The organism is Halolamina sediminis (assembly GCF_001282785.1).
Taxonomy (GTDB): Archaea; Halobacteriota; Halobacteria; order Halobacteriales; family Haloferacaceae; genus Halolamina; species Halolamina sediminis.
The window spans coordinates 2,606,016-2,618,944 of record NZ_CVUA01000001.1; the positions used below are offsets into that span (position 1 = coordinate 2,606,016).

At 68.6% G+C, this 12,929-nt stretch carries 14 protein-coding genes; 3 read left to right on the plus strand and 11 right to left on the minus strand.

The features are described from left to right. Nucleotides 1-125 precede the first annotated feature (125 nt). From BN1959_RS13050 to BN1959_RS13070, 5 genes are all read right to left on the minus strand, one after another. On the minus strand, nucleotides 126-557 hold the full coding sequence (locus tag BN1959_RS13050) for a hypothetical protein (protein WP_053949063.1): 432 nt from the start codon (nucleotides 555-557) through the stop codon (nucleotides 126-128). Between the two features lie 108 nt (nucleotides 558-665). Further along, on the minus strand, nucleotides 666-1,466 hold the full coding sequence (locus tag BN1959_RS13055) for an aldo/keto reductase (RefSeq protein ID WP_053949064.1): 801 nt from the start codon (nucleotides 1,464-1,466) through the stop codon (nucleotides 666-668). Nucleotides 1,467-1,515: 49 nt separating this feature from the next. Beyond that, nucleotides 1,516-2,292 (minus strand): PHP domain-containing protein, encoded by a 777-nt coding sequence (locus BN1959_RS13060; protein WP_053949065.1) that lies wholly within the window; start codon nucleotides 2,290-2,292, stop codon nucleotides 1,516-1,518. Then, nucleotides 2,292-2,600 (minus strand): cupin domain-containing protein, encoded by a 309-nt coding sequence (locus BN1959_RS13065; RefSeq protein WP_053949066.1) that lies wholly within the window; start codon nucleotides 2,598-2,600, stop codon nucleotides 2,292-2,294. The genes BN1959_RS13060 and BN1959_RS13065 overlap by 1 nt, the downstream gene beginning before the upstream one ends. Before the next feature lie 61 nt (nucleotides 2,601-2,661). Next, on the minus strand, nucleotides 2,662-3,138 hold the full coding sequence (locus BN1959_RS13070; protein ID WP_053949402.1) for an Lrp/AsnC family transcriptional regulator: 477 nt from the start codon (nucleotides 3,136-3,138) through the stop codon (nucleotides 2,662-2,664). A 210-nt stretch (nucleotides 3,139-3,348) separates the two neighbouring features. Between BN1959_RS13070 and BN1959_RS13075 the strand changes: the two genes are divergently transcribed. Then, a complete protein-coding gene (locus tag BN1959_RS13075) occupies nucleotides 3,349-3,771 on the plus strand; it encodes an NAD-binding protein (RefSeq protein WP_053949403.1) in 423 nt (140 codons plus the stop codon). Then, on the plus strand, nucleotides 3,768-5,930 hold the full coding sequence (locus BN1959_RS13080) for an amino acid permease (protein WP_053949067.1): 2,163 nt from the start codon (nucleotides 3,768-3,770) through the stop codon (nucleotides 5,928-5,930). Before BN1959_RS13075 ends, BN1959_RS13080 begins: the two co-directional genes overlap by 4 nt. A 233-nt stretch (nucleotides 5,931-6,163) precedes the next feature. Here BN1959_RS13080 and BN1959_RS13085 read toward each other — a convergent pair whose 3' ends face one another. From BN1959_RS13085 to BN1959_RS13110, 6 genes are all read right to left on the minus strand, one after another. Continuing rightward, a complete protein-coding gene (locus tag BN1959_RS13085; RefSeq protein WP_053949068.1) occupies nucleotides 6,164-7,222 on the minus strand; it encodes a hypothetical protein in 1,059 nt (352 codons plus the stop codon). Nucleotides 7,223-7,437: 215 nt separating this feature from the next. Further along, nucleotides 7,438-7,767 (minus strand): DUF7126 family protein, encoded by a 330-nt coding sequence (locus tag BN1959_RS13090; RefSeq protein ID WP_053949069.1) that lies wholly within the window; start codon nucleotides 7,765-7,767, stop codon nucleotides 7,438-7,440. Continuing rightward, nucleotides 7,764-8,681, minus strand: coding sequence for a glutamine-hydrolyzing GMP synthase (gene guaA, locus BN1959_RS13095; RefSeq protein ID WP_053949070.1), 918 nt, complete (start codon nucleotides 8,679-8,681; stop codon nucleotides 7,764-7,766). The genes BN1959_RS13090 and guaA overlap by 4 nt, the downstream gene beginning before the upstream one ends. Continuing rightward, nucleotides 8,681-10,333, minus strand: coding sequence for a glutamine hydrolyzing CTP synthase (locus BN1959_RS13100; protein ID WP_053949071.1), 1,653 nt, complete (start codon nucleotides 10,331-10,333; stop codon nucleotides 8,681-8,683). The genes guaA and BN1959_RS13100 overlap by 1 nt, the downstream gene beginning before the upstream one ends. A gap of 309 nt (nucleotides 10,334-10,642) precedes the next feature. Then, the gene (locus BN1959_RS13105) at nucleotides 10,643-11,947 is read right to left on the minus strand and encodes a 5'-deoxyadenosine deaminase (protein ID WP_053949072.1); all 1,305 of its coding nucleotides are present in this window, start codon (nucleotides 11,945-11,947) and stop codon (nucleotides 10,643-10,645) included. Between the two features lie 56 nt (nucleotides 11,948-12,003). Then, nucleotides 12,004-12,198 (minus strand): XapX domain-containing protein, encoded by a 195-nt coding sequence (locus BN1959_RS13110; protein WP_053949073.1) that lies wholly within the window; start codon nucleotides 12,196-12,198, stop codon nucleotides 12,004-12,006. Nucleotides 12,199-12,301: 103 nt separating this feature from the next. Here BN1959_RS13110 and BN1959_RS13115 point away from each other — a divergent pair, with 103 nt between their 5' ends. Further along, on the plus strand, nucleotides 12,302-12,871 hold the full coding sequence (locus BN1959_RS13115) for a peptidylprolyl isomerase (protein ID WP_053949074.1): 570 nt from the start codon (nucleotides 12,302-12,304) through the stop codon (nucleotides 12,869-12,871). The last annotated feature ends 58 nt before the right edge of the window (nucleotides 12,872-12,929 follow it).

Genomic DNA, 12,929 nt, shown 5'->3' on the forward strand with positions numbered 1-12,929 from the left:
CGTGTCGTGGCCACGGAACTCGATGCCGTGACTGTGTGTAACCCACCACGGCGCGTGACCTGCCGCGAGCTCCGACTCGCGGCCACGGAACTCGATGCCGTGGCTGTGTATCGCCGCCGACGCCGCTACTCCCGACCGACGACCACCGCGGTCCGGATGTCCAGCGCGGCGTCGAACTCGCTCCCGCGGCGGGCCTCGGCGCCGATCCGGAGCAGCTGTCGCTCGTGTGTCTGCCGAACCGTCAGCGCTTCCTGCGGCGTCAGCGAGAGCGCCGACGCCACTCCCTCCCAGTAGTCCGGTGGGACGAAAAACAGCTCGCGACGGTCGTCGCTGTACGGCGACTCGAACTTCCGTCGGAGCGACGCCCGACTCTCCGTCAGGTGTGCCTCGACGCGACCCAGTAGCTCCGGGAGCGTCCGCGGGTCGACACCGTCGCCGCCCGCGACCTGCTGGAGCACCGCGGCGTCGAACGGCACGTCGTCCGCGTCGGGGACGGGCGTCGGGTCGGGCTGGTCCGGCCCGTCGTCGGGCCGGCCGGGGAACTCCGAGCGCCTCATCGGCGCCCCGCCGGCCGACGCGGTCGGTCGTAGACGGGAGATCGCGCGGGCGTCGAGAGGGACATACACCCCACTTGTGCGTTCTCGGGCATAAGGAGCGCGACGGCGCTACTGGTTCCAGGGCGCCGCGTCGAAGTCGACGATGCGGTGGCGCTCGTCGATCCCGTCGATGGCGGCCACGTCCTCGTCGTCGAGATCGAGCTTCCGCGCTTCCCAGTTCTCCCGGATGTGGCTCTCGCCGGTCGCCTTCGGGATGGCGGCGACGTTCTGCTTCGCGAGCAGCCACGCGAGGCTCACCTGCGCGGGCGTGGCGTCGTGTTTCTCGGCGATCTCCTGTATCGTTTCGACGTCCGCGACCTGGTTCCGCGCGATCGGACAGTACGCCACCAGCGCGTAGTCGTGATCGACGGCGTGGGCTCGGAGCTCGTCCTGCGGGAGCATCGGGTGGCACTCGACCTGATGGGCCGCGAGCCGTGGCTCCAGCCGATCGAGCGCGTCGTTGAGCTGGTCGACGCGGAAGTTCGACAGTCCCACGGCGTCGATGACGCCGTCCTCGTAGAGGTCATTCAGTGCCTCGATCGTCCCCTCGGGGTCGTAGCTGTTGATCGGCCAGTGGACGTACAGCAGGTCGATCGTGTCGACGCCCAGCCGGTCGGCGCTCTCACGGGCGGTCTCGACGGCGTCGTCGTACGCGAGGTTCTCCGTCGAGAGCTTGGTGGCGACGAACACGTCCTCGCGGGCCACGTCGCTGGCGGCGATGCCGTCGCCGACCGCGCTCTCGTTACCGTAGCTTTGGGCGGTGTCGACGTGTCGGTAGCCCGCTTCGAGGGCGGTCCGGACGCTCTCGGCGCACTGCTCGGGGTCGTCGTTCTCGTAGGTGCCGAAGCCGAGTCGAGGGATCTCCTGCATGGGCACAGCGGGGGCGCCGAGCCCCCTCAACCCACCGGTCCCGGCGATCTCAGACGTCGAGCCTCGCCGGCTCGATGCCGCGGTCGTCGAGGTGGGCCTCCAGCGCGTCGATCCGGTCGCCGATCTCCTCGGGGTGGTGTGAGTCGGTGCCGATCACGAACTCGACGTCGTGGTCGAGGAAGCTGTCGAGCAGCCCCGGCGCGGGGTGGAACTCGCCGTAGTCGTCGAGCACGCGGCCGGCGTTGATCTCCGGGATCGTCGCGGAGTCGGCGAACGCCGCGGCCACCTGTTCGTAGTGCTCGGCCGTCGAGTACCCCCGGAGTTCGGGCGTTCGCTCCACGAGGTCGGCGTGGGCGGCGATGTCGAACAGCTCCGTCCCGGCCAGCGCGGCGAGGGCGTCGTAGTAGCCGTCGACGACGGCGCGGCGGCCCTCGTCGTCGAGGCCGACGAAGTTCTCAGACCACTGCACGTCGTCGCCGTCGACGCTGTGGACGCTGCCGATGGCGTAGTCGAACCCCGCTTCGTCGAGGAACGCGGCGATGTCGGCCTCCCGGCCCGGGACGTAGTCCATCTCGACGGCATCGTAGATCGCGATGTCGGTCTCGGTGCGGGCCCACTGGATCCCCTCGCGGCGGCGGGGGTACGTCTCGTCCATCGCGAACCCGAGGCCGTCGAGGCGCCGACGAGCATCGCCCTCGGCGGTGACGTTGCAGTGGTCGGCGAATCCGATCCCGTCCAGCCCCGCGGCCTCCGCGGCTCGGATCATCCCCGGGATGAAGTGGCCGTCCGAGTAGTTCGAGTGGGTGTGGTAGTCGAACCGGACCATCAGGGCAGTGGCGCGAGCGTCGCGGTGAAGACGGCGGTCTCGTCGGTGTCGTTGCGCGCGCCGTGGGCGAGGCCGCGGTCGTGGGCGACGACGCCCGGCGCGGCGATCGCTTCCTCGTCGTCCTCCTGAATCACGGTCACGGTGCCCGAGAGGACGTGGAACACGTTCAGGCTCTCGGGATGATCGTGTGCGTCGAGTTCGGCGCCGGGGCCGAGGAAGAAGGCCTTGACGAGGGCGTCGTCATCGACCACCAGTTCGCGGGTCTCGATCGTGCCCGGTTCCGGGGTCACGTCGGGGAGTCGGTCCATACACCCCCACTCGGCGGGCGGGGAGAAAAGTCCGGCTACGTCGGCCCGGGTCTGGCGTTCGCTACGCTTCGTCGGGACCGTCGAGGAAGCCCTGGTACGGGCAGACGTACTCGTCGCGGATGATCTGCTCGTCGACGATCTCCAGCCCCAGCGCGTCGAGCTCCTCGCTGATCCGGTTGAGGTCGTCGTGGTCGCGGCCGATCGTGTTGACGTAGACGTTGCGCTCACCGGTCATGATCTCCCGGACCGCGGTGACGCCCTCGATTTCCCGGGCCGCGTTCGCGAGCTCGTCGCGCTCGGGGATCGGGGCGGTGCAGATGATCTTCGTGTACAGCGGGTAGCCTGCGAGGTCGTAGTCGATGTCGAGGTGGTAGCCACGGATGATGCCGGACTCCTCGAGCTTGTTGATTCGGGTACGAACCGTGCTCGCCGACAGGTCCAGCTTCTCGGCGATCTCGCTGGAGGAGGTGCCCCGGGCGTCCTGCTGGAGGTAGTAGAGGATGTGGCGGTCCACGTCGTCCAGCTCTCCGTCTTTCATCGCTATCGACGAGACGCCCGGTAGCGTCTTAGTCCCCCCGATCCCGCCGGAGAAGCGTTCGATCGCACCTGCCACCCGCGTGTTTTGCTGACGGTTTTAGCAGTAATAGACAGCTATTTTGACGGAACGTCATTGAAAGCAGCCAATTTATACACTTCCGACCCGTACAGTCGGGTGAGCACCCGCGGACAGCGGGTGGCATGCACCACCATGAGCGACATCTCTACCGACATTGACGCATCGAGGGGGCGATCGACCGACGGCGAACTGTTCGTCTTGGGCGGCGGCGGGGTCGGCGCCGCCGTCAGCCGAGAGCTCCAGGAGGCAGGCCACACCGTCGTCCTCGTCGACGACGCGGTCGATCCCCCCGGTATCAGGACAGTCGAAGCCTCCCCCACCGACGTGGAGACGCTTCGGGAGGCCGGCCTCCCGGCAGCGTCGGCAGTCGTCGTGGCGAGCCAGTCCGACCGGCGGAACCTCCTGCTCGCCCAGTCGATCCGCGTCCGATTCGACACGCCCCGAGTCGTCGTTCTCGTCAACAGCGACGACCGCGTCGAGCTGTTCGCCGACGCCGGCCACGAGGTCGTCTGTGCGACCAGCGCCGTCTCCGCGGCCGTCACCGAGCACGTATGAAGGAGCTCGAACGCGACCTCGGCCTGCCGTCGGTGCTGGCGATCAGCATCGGCGCAATGATCGGAAGCGGCATCTTCATCCTCCCGGCGTTGGCACTGGAGATCGCCGGCCCCGCGGTGATTCTCGCGTACCTGCTGGCAGGCGTGCTCGTCGTGCCCGCGGCGCTGTCGAAATCCGAAATGGCGACCGCGATGCCCGAAGCCGGCGGGACGTACATCTACATCGAGCGCGGGATGGGGCCGCTGCTGGGCACCATCGCGGGCGTCGGGACGTGGTTCTCGCTCTCGTTTAAGGGCGCGCTGGCGCTGGTCGGCGGCGTTCCCTACCTCCTGCTCCTGTTCGACCTGCCCATGAAGCCGGTCGCGCTGGGGTTGGCGACGGTGTTGATCCTCGTGAACATCGTCGGCGCCAAACAAACCGGGCGCCTGCAGGTCGCCATCGTCGTCGTGATGCTGGCCGCACTCGGGTGGTTCGCGGCCGGGAGCGCCCCGCAGGTCCAGACGGCCAACTACGCGAACTTCTTCGCCGACGGGATCGGCGGGCTACTGGCGGCGACGGGGCTGGTGTTCGTCTCCTACGCGGGCGTCACCAAGGTCGCGAGCGTCGCCGAGGAGGTCGAGAACCCCGGCCGGAACATCCCGCTGGGAATCCTCGGCTCGCTGGCGTTCACGACCGTCCTCTACGTCGCCATCGTCGCCGTGCTGGTCGGCGTGACCGACCCCGGCGCCGTCGCCGGATCGGCGACCCCGGTCGCGGTGGCTGCGGAGGTCACGCTGGGGAGCGCGGGCGTGATCGCCGTCATCGGCGCCGCCATCCTCGCGCTGGTGTCGACGGCCAACGCCGGCATCCTCTCCTCCTCCCGTTACCCCTTCGCGATGAGCCGGGACAAGCTCGCGCCGCCGTCGATGGCGGCGGTCAGCGAGCGGCTCGGGACGCCCGTGAACTCGATCACGCTCACCGGCGCGGTGCTGCTGGCGCTGATCGCGTTCGTCCCGATCCTCGACATCGCCAAGCTCGCGAGCGCGTTCCAGATCATGGTGTTCGCGCTGATCAACCTCGCCGTGATCGCGTTCCGGGAGGGGACCGTCGAGTACGAGCCGGAGTTCACCTCGCCGCTGTACCCCTGGGTGCAGGTGTTCGGCGCGGTGACCAGCATCGGGCTGCTGACCCAGATGGGTCGAGTGCCCCTCGCTGGGGCGGGGATAATCACGGTCGCGAGCGTGCTCTGGTACGCGGGCTACGTCCGCCCGCGCGTCGACCGCGAGGGGGCCGCGACGGGCGCGATCCGACGACAGGTCAGCGAGGAGAACCTCTCCGAGATCGAGTCCCCGGGTGCGACTCACGAGGTGCTGGTGGCGCTCACGAAGCAGATAGATCAGCGGCGAGTGCAGACGCTGATCTCGCTTGCGGCCGATCAGGTTCGTGCCGACGACGGCCGCGTGGTCGTCGTCCAATTCGAGGAAGTGCCCGATCAGGCACCGCTGACGGCGGACGTCGCTGCCCAGTCCGACGCCGACCGCAGCTTCGAACGCCGGGTCGAACGGTTCGGCGAGGAGCTCGGCGTCGAGGTCGAGGCCGACGAGATCGTCAGCCACGACACCAAACACGCCATCGTCAACTTCGCCGAGTCGCGTGGCGTCGACGCGATCGTCGCCGAACACGAGCCGCTCCGACTGCGCTCGCGGCTGCTCGGCGACCCGATCGACTGGATGGTACGCCACGCGCCGTGTGACGTGCTGCTGGTCGACAGCTCCGCCCCGCGACTGCCCGAGAAAGTCGTCGTGTCGAGCGACACCGCCCCGTTCCCGTCGGCGCCGGTGAGCGTCGCCGCGTCGATCGCCGCGGCCCACGACGGCGGCGTCTCGCTGTGGTATCCAGCTGACGGCGACGGCGGCCGCGACGAGTCGGTGGAGGAGTACCGGACGGAGCTCTCGGCGAGGCTCGACGTCCCGGCCGACGCGGAAGCGATCCCGACCGACCAGCGCCCGCCGGCGGCGGACCTGCTCGTCCGCCGCGGCGCGGACCACCGCCTCCGCGGGGCGCTCGCCGACGGGGGGCAGCCGTTCACGGGGGTCGCCGGGACGACCGTCACAGTGTACCCGCGGGAGAGCCGTCGACCGTCGCTGCCCCGGCGCCTGGTCGAACGGTACCTGCTGTAGGCGGCCGCGCCGCTGGCGGTCGAAAGCTGTCGAGAGAAGGCGACGCCGATGGAGGGCGTCGCACGAAACAAACGCGTGCGGCCGGCGGCTGGGACGGCCATCCCGGTGCCCCGCCTCTGACAGAGGGCACCCCCATCGTCCGCGCCGCCGGAGACACGCCGAGGCCGCCGCCTCCCTCGCGGGAGGATGGGCGGCTCCGAAACCCACTGCGCCGCCGAACTGCGACTCAGCGGTTAGTTTTTGCCGTTGCCGTTACCGGGGTTGCTGTCGTCATCCTCGTCTTCCTCTTCGTCGTCTTCGTCGTCCTCGTCGTCGTCTTCATCCTCCTCGTCCTCGTCGTCCGATTCACTCTCGCTCTCGGACTCGTCGTCGCTCTCGTCGTCAGACTGGCCGGGCGCCTCGTCGGAGTTGCCCGGCGCGTCATCGGAGTTGCCCGGCGCGTCATCGGAGTTACCCGGCGCGTCATCGGAGTTACCCGGCGCGTCATCGGAGTTACCCGGCGCGTCATCGGAGTTACCCGGCGCCTCGTCGGAGTTGCCCGGCGCGTCGTCGTTGCCGTTCCCGAGCTGCTCCTGGATCAGCTGACCGAGGTTGCCCTCCTGGCCGCTGTCGAGCCAGTTCTGGATGACGGCGAAGACGTTCTTCGCGCGGTCGGAGGCGTTCTCGTCGGGGCCAGCCTCGTCGTCGCTCTCCTCGACGAGCTCGCCATCCTCGATCGCGTACTCGAGTTCAAGCTCCTGCTCGCCGGACGTGATCTCGATCTCGAGCTCCTCGCTCGCGTTCGTCTCGAACGTGAGCGAGCCGTTGGCGTCGGTCGTGCCTACGTCCTCGCCGTTGGCCGTGACCGACGCGTTCTCGACGCCGCTACCGTTCTGGGTCACCGTCAGGTCGACCGTACCGTTGTCGAACGTCACGTCGGCCGCGAGTTCGGCCTCGTCATCGTCGTCCTCGTCGGACTCACGGACGAGCTCGCCGTCCTCGATCACGTACTCGACCTCCTGGTCGATCCCCTCGCCCTCGAGTTCGAGTTCGAGCTCCTCGGTCGCGTTCGTCTCGAACGTGAGCGTGCCGTTCGCGTCGGTCGCACCCACGTCCTCGCTGTTAGCCTCGACTGAGACGTTCTCGACGCCCGTGCCGTTCTGGGCGACGGAGAGCGTCACTGTCCCGTCGTCGTAGTTCGCCTCGATACTCGTGTCGGCGCTCGCGTCGTCGGTCTGGGCGGTGACCGCCCCCGCACCCGCGGAGACGACCAGCGCCGCCACCAGCACCGTGAGAAGTTTCGTGGTGTTCATCGCATCCGTCCCGACGACCTACTCCCCCTTGAATGGGGAACGCGCCAAACGCCGATTCCGGTGGTTTGAGCCCATTCTAAACCGAATTAAGTCGGCTTAACAGCCGGTTCCGGGGGACGGTCGAAACAGCCGTCGCTGGCGGGCGTGGGTTCGCTCGGAACGCAGTCGGCGGCGGCCGGGGCGCGTGGCCGTCGGAGAACGGCATCGCGGAGTCCCTACGCGAGTTCGTCGACGAGCTCCTCCGCGACCGCCTCGGGCCCCAGCAGCGACGGGTCGACGACGAGGTCGACGGTGCCGGCGACCGACTCCGGCAGCTCCCCGCTGCCGAAGCGGACCGCCCGCACGTCGGGATTGATCTCCTTCGCGAGCGTGATCGAGATCCCCTCCGCGAGGTCGGTGAGCACGAACAGCTCGGCGTCCGCGACCCCCGCGTCCTCGAGCGCGTCGGCGAACACGGGGCTGTCGACGCGCTCGACGGTCACGCCAAGCGCTTCAAGCTCCTCGCTGATCCCCTCGGCGTCGGCGCCGGCGACGATCGCCTTCATTCGTACTCGATCGTCGCGGGCGGTTTGTGGGTCACGTCGTACACCACTCGCGAGACGTTGTCGTTCATCCCGGTGATCCGGCTCTGGATCCGCTGGAGCGTGTCCCAGTCGAGCTCCTGGGCGCGGGCGGTCATCCCGTCCCGGCTCTCGACGGAGCGGACGGCGACGACCCAGCCGTGGACGCGGTTGTCACCTTTCACGCCCGTGGCCTTCCCGAGCACGGCGCCGAACGCCTGCCAGGGCTCGTGTTCGGCGGTCTCCTCCTCGACGACGTGACAGGCGTCGCGGGCCACCTCCACCTTCTCCTTGGTGACCTCGCCGACGATGCGGACCGCCAGCCCCGGGCCGGGGAACGGCATCCGCTCGGAGATCACCGCTTCGAGGTCGAGCGCGCGGGCGACCTCCCGGACCTCGTCCTTGTAGAGGTCGCGGACGGGCTCGACGATCCCCTCGAAGTCGACGGCCTCGGGCAGCCCGCCGACGTTGTGGTGGGACTTGATGTTCCCTTCGCTCTCGATGCGGTCGGGGTAGATCGTCCCCTGCACGAGGTAGTCGGCGTCGGCCGCCCGCGCCTCGCGCTCGAACTCCCGGATGAACTGCTCGCCGATGACGTGACGCTTCTCCTCGGGATCGGTGACGCCGGCGAGTTCGGCGAGGAACCGCTCCTCGGCGTCGACGACCGTCAGCGAGTGCATGTAGGAGAACGTCTCGCGGATACTCTCGGTCTCGCCTTTCCGCATCAGCCCCGTGTCGACGTAGACAGGGACCAGCCGATCGCCGATCGCCTCGTACGCTAGCGCGGCCGCGACCGAGGAGTCGACGCCGCCCGACAGGGCGATGACGGCCTTCCCGTCGCCGACCTCCTCGCGGATCTCTTCGACCTTCTCGTCGATGAACGACTCGGGGTCGACCATCAGGCGCTCACCTCCGTTTCGGCGGTTTCGTCGCCCTGTTCGTCGAGGATCGCGTCGAGCAGGCCGACAAAGGGCGGGCTCGCGCGGTCGGGCCGAGAGCGGAACTCGGGGTGGAACTGTGTGCCGATGAAGTACGGGTGGTCGGTGCGTTCGACGATCTCCATACGGTTGTCAGCGTACCCCGAGAACGTCAGCCCGTCGGCTTCCAGCTGCGGGATATACTCCGGATTCACCTCGTAGCGGTGGCGGTGCCGTTCCGTACAGGAGGTGTCGCCGTACACCGCCGCGGCGAGGGTGCCCTCGTCGATCTCGGTCTCGTGGGTGCCCAGCCGCATCGTCCCGCCCATCTCCTCGGTCTCGTACTGCTCGGGCAGCAGGTCGATCACGGGGTGGGGCGTGTCGGACTCGATCTCGGTGCTGTCGGCGCCCTCCAGCCCGACGACGTTCCGGGCGTGCTCGATGACCGCCATCTGGAAGCCGAGACAGAGCCCGAGGAACGGGACGTCGTTCTCACGAGCGTAGCGCACCGCCTCGATCTTCCCCTCGCTGCCCCGGGAGCCGAAGCCGCCAGGGACGACGACGCCGTCGGCGTTCTCGAGCCGTTCGGCGTGACAGTCGTCCATGTCGTCGGCGTCGACCCACTGCACGTCGACCTCGACGCCGCGCTGGATGCCGGCGTGTTTCAGCGCCTCGTGGACCGACATGTACGCGTCCTCCAGATCGTACTTCCCGACCAGCGCGACCTCGACGGTCTCGGTACGCTCGCGGGTGACGAGGTCGCGCCACTCCGTCGAGCGCTCGTCTTCGGGCAGCGCCTCGTCCTGCAGGTCGAGGCGCTCCATCACGTACTCGTCGAGGCCCTCCTGTTCGACCATCAGCGGGACGTGGTAGACGTCCTCGACGTCGGGGTTGGAGAACACCGCGTCGGTGGGCACGTCACAGAACAGCGCGATCTTCTCTTTCGTCTTCTCGTCGAGCTCGTTCTCACAGCGCCCGACCAAGATATCGGGCTGGAGCCCGATCGACCGCAGTTCCTTCACGGAGTGCTGGGTTGGCTTGGTCTTCTGCTCGCCGTTTTTCGAGTAGGGGACCAGCGTGACGTGGGTAAAGAGGATGTCCTCGTCGTCCTCCTCGTGGGCGAACTGCCGGAGCGCTTCGAGGTACGGCATCCCCTCGATGTCGCCGACGGTGCCGCCGATCTCGATCAGACAGACGTCGCTGCCCTCCGCGGCCTCGCGGATACGTCGCTTGATGTCGTTGGTGATGTGGGGGATGACCTGCACCGTCTCCCCGAGATAGTCGCCGGCGCGCTCGCTCTCGATGACGTTCTGGTACACCTTCCCAGTGGTGACGTTGTGGTCGGAGGTCATGTCGACCCCGAGGAACCGCTCGTAGTTCCCGAGGTCCAAGTCGACCTCGCCGCCGTCTTTCAGCACGTACACCTCGCCGTGCTGGTAGGGGTTCATCGTCCCGGCGTCGACGTTGAGGTAGGGGTCGATCTTCACGGCTGTCACGTCGAAGCCGGCGTTCGAGAGGAGGCGTCCGGTGCTCGCGGCGGTGATGCCCTTGCCGAGGCCGGACATCACCCCGCCTGTCACGAACACGAACTTCCGTCCGAGGTCGGGGTCGTAGCGCTGCGGGTCCGTCGGCATACCGACCATCCCCGTCCCCCCGGCAAAACGATTTCGGAGGGACCCCGGGGTTGGTGACGGCTCCCGTCCGATCGCGTCAGCGCGCCGAAATCAATCCCCACCGATTCCGCCAGCGGTTCCGGAGTCAGTCGCCGTCGATCCCGCCGCCACGTGCCGGGATCAGTCGCCGTCGATCCCGCCGCCACGTGCCGGGATCAGTCTCCGTCGATCCCGCCGCCACGTGCCGGGATCAGTCTCCGTCGATCCCGCCGCCACGTGCCGGGATCAGTCTCCGTCGATCCCGTCGAACGGGCTATCGGCCGCCGACCGTCAGATCGCCGCGAACAGTTCCTCGGCGTACGCCTGTGCACGCTCGCGGATCGCCGCCGCGTCGACGCCGACGTGCTCGCCGTCCTCGTAGCACACCCGGCCGTCGACCATCGTGAACTCGACGTCGTCGCCGTGGGCCGCGAACACGAGGTGGGAGACGGGGTCGTGGACCGGCGTCGCACGCTCGCTGTCGGTCGTGAGCCCCACCACGTCGGCTTTCCACCCCTCCCGGAGCGCGCCCACGTTCTCGAAGCCGGCGGCCGCGGCGCCGTTCTCAGTCGCCATCTCGAAGGCGGTCTCGGCGGCGACGGCGGTGGGGTCGTTGTCGTCGACCTTCGCGAGCAGGCTGGCCTGCCGCATCTCGGTGAACGCGTCGAGCGTGTTGTTGCAGGGCGGGCCGTCGTTGCCCAGCGCGACCGTGACCCCGCGGCTCAGGTAGTCCTCGACCGGCGCGATTCCCGAGGCGAGCTTCATGTTCGAGGACGGGCAGTGGGTGACGTTCGTCCCCGTGTCCGCGAGCACCTCGCGCTCGGCCTCGTCGGTGTGGACGCAGTGGGCCAGCACCACGTCCTCGCCGGTGAGGCCGACCTCGTCGAGCCAGTGGACGTTCCGCATCCCGGTTTCCGTCTCGACGGCGGCGATCTCGTCTTCGTTCTCGCTGGCGTGGGTGTGGATCGTGACGCCGTCGTAGCGGTCCGCGAGCTCGCGGGCGCCGCGCAGGCACGCCTCGGTACAGGAGACGGCAAATCGCGGCGTCACGGCGTACTGGATCCGACCGTTCTCGACGCCGTGGTACTGCCGGATCAGCGCCTCGCTGTCCCGGAGCGCCTGCTCGGTCGACTGTTCGAGGCCGTCGGGCGACTCCGTGTCCATCAGCACCTTCCCCATCCGGGCGCGGATCCCGCGGTCGCGGGCGGCCTCGAACGCCTCGGCGGCGTGGTGGACCGACAGGTGGTCGATCACGGTCGTCGTGCCCGAGGCCAGACACTCCAGATAGCCGAGGTCGGCGGCGAGGCGCATCCCCTCGGCGTCGAGGCCGGCCTCCATCGGCAGCACGTGGTCGAACAGCCAGTCGAGCAGTTCGGCGTCGTCGGCGACACCGCGACCCAGCGACTGGACGGAGTGGACGTGCGCGCCCACGAGTCCGGGGGCGACGATGTCGAACGCGCGGTGCTCGTGGGCCGGGAACCGCTCGCGGAGGTCGCTGGCGGGGCCGACGGCCTCGATGCGGTCGCCCGCCGTGACGACGGCGCCGTCCTCGATGGTCGTCTCGGCGTCGACGACGACCGTTCCGGTGAGTAGCATCCCCTGCGTGGGATGGTGTGGAGGATTAAGAGGCTGACTATCGCCCACAGCGTCCCTCAGAATCCCAGCGCATCCAGCAGATCGAACCCCCAGCCGAGATGCGCCATCACGTAGTAGCCAACGTAGATCCCCACGATCGCGACGACGCCCGGGAGCGCCGGCGGCGCCGGGATCGGCAGTCGGAGGAACGTGAACAGCGCCCCGGTGACGATCCCGACGGCGAGAGCCGCGACGACGGCAGCGACGTTCATGGTTCCCGGAGCGACGCGGTCCGCGACCGTAAATGCGGCTATCGGCAGCGGGAACGCGTCGGGAGTCAGCAACGTTAACCGTCGCCCGGCCGGATTCACGGGCATGAGCTACGAAGACGAGATGGAGAACCCCGAAAACCCCGTCGCGACGATCCACACCACCCACGGCGACATCGTCGTCGAGCTGTTCGAGCAGCGCGCGCCGACGACCGTCCACAACTTCGTCAGCCTCGCGACCCACGCCGAGGACTACGACGACGCCGAGGTCGGCCCCGAGGGCGAGGCGTGGGAGGACGACGGCGAGAAGCGCGTCGATCCGCTGTACGACGACGTGGCGTTCCACCGCATCATCTCCGGGTTCATGATCCAGGGCGGCGACCCGAGCGAGACCGGCCGCGGCGGCCCCGGCTACGAGTTCGAAGACGAGTTCCACGAGGAACTCACCCACGACGGCCCGGGGATCCTCTCGATGGCCAACTCCGGCCCGAACACCAACGGCTCGCAGTTCTTCATCACGCTGGACGCCCAGCCCCACCTCGACGGCAAGCACGCCGTCTTCGGCCGCGTGATCGACGGGATGGATGTGGTGCGTGAACTCGGCAACGTCCCGACCGACCGCAACGACCAGCCGCAGGTCGAGGCGAAGCTCGAATCGGTCACAGTCGAGGAGTAACGCAGTCGGGGACGAGTTCGGCGAGGTCACCACGAAGCCAGTTTTCCACTCGGATACG

Excerpts from the sequence above, each read along its gene's own strand:
- BN1959_RS13110 (WP_053949073.1), bottom strand. The coding sequence starts at position 12,198 with ATGAACGTCGCTGCCGTCGTCGCGGCTCTCGCCGTCGGGATCGTCACC.
- BN1959_RS13070 (WP_053949402.1), bottom strand. The coding sequence starts at position 3,138 with ATGAAAGACGGAGAGCTGGACGACGTGGACCGCCACATCCTCTACTAC.
- BN1959_RS13060 (WP_053949065.1), bottom strand. The coding sequence starts at position 2,292 with ATGGTCCGGTTCGACTACCACACCCACTCGAACTACTCGGACGGCCAC.
- BN1959_RS13065 (WP_053949066.1), bottom strand. The coding sequence starts at position 2,600 with ATGGACCGACTCCCCGACGTGACCCCGGAACCGGGCACGATCGAGACC.
- BN1959_RS13085 (WP_053949068.1), bottom strand. The coding sequence starts at position 7,222 with ATGAACACCACGAAACTTCTCACGGTGCTGGTGGCGGCGCTGGTCGTC.
- guaA (WP_053949070.1), bottom strand. The coding sequence starts at position 8,681 with ATGGTCGACCCCGAGTCGTTCATCGACGAGAAGGTCGAAGAGATCCGC.
- BN1959_RS13105 (WP_053949072.1), bottom strand. The coding sequence starts at position 11,947 with ATGCTACTCACCGGAACGGTCGTCGTCGACGCCGAGACGACCATCGAG.
- BN1959_RS13050 (WP_053949063.1), bottom strand. The coding sequence starts at position 557 with ATGAGGCGCTCGGAGTTCCCCGGCCGGCCCGACGACGGGCCGGACCAG.
- BN1959_RS13080 (WP_053949067.1), top strand. The coding sequence starts at position 3,768 with ATGAAGGAGCTCGAACGCGACCTCGGCCTGCCGTCGGTGCTGGCGATC.
- BN1959_RS13100 (WP_053949071.1), bottom strand. The coding sequence starts at position 10,333 with ATGCCGACGGACCCGCAGCGCTACGACCCCGACCTCGGACGGAAGTTC.
- BN1959_RS13090 (WP_053949069.1), bottom strand. The coding sequence starts at position 7,767 with ATGAAGGCGATCGTCGCCGGCGCCGACGCCGAGGGGATCAGCGAGGAG.
- BN1959_RS13055 (WP_053949064.1), bottom strand. The coding sequence starts at position 1,466 with ATGCAGGAGATCCCTCGACTCGGCTTCGGCACCTACGAGAACGACGAC.
- BN1959_RS13075 (WP_053949403.1), top strand. The coding sequence starts at position 3,349 with ATGAGCGACATCTCTACCGACATTGACGCATCGAGGGGGCGATCGACC.
- BN1959_RS13115 (WP_053949074.1), top strand. The coding sequence starts at position 12,302 with ATGAGCTACGAAGACGAGATGGAGAACCCCGAAAACCCCGTCGCGACG.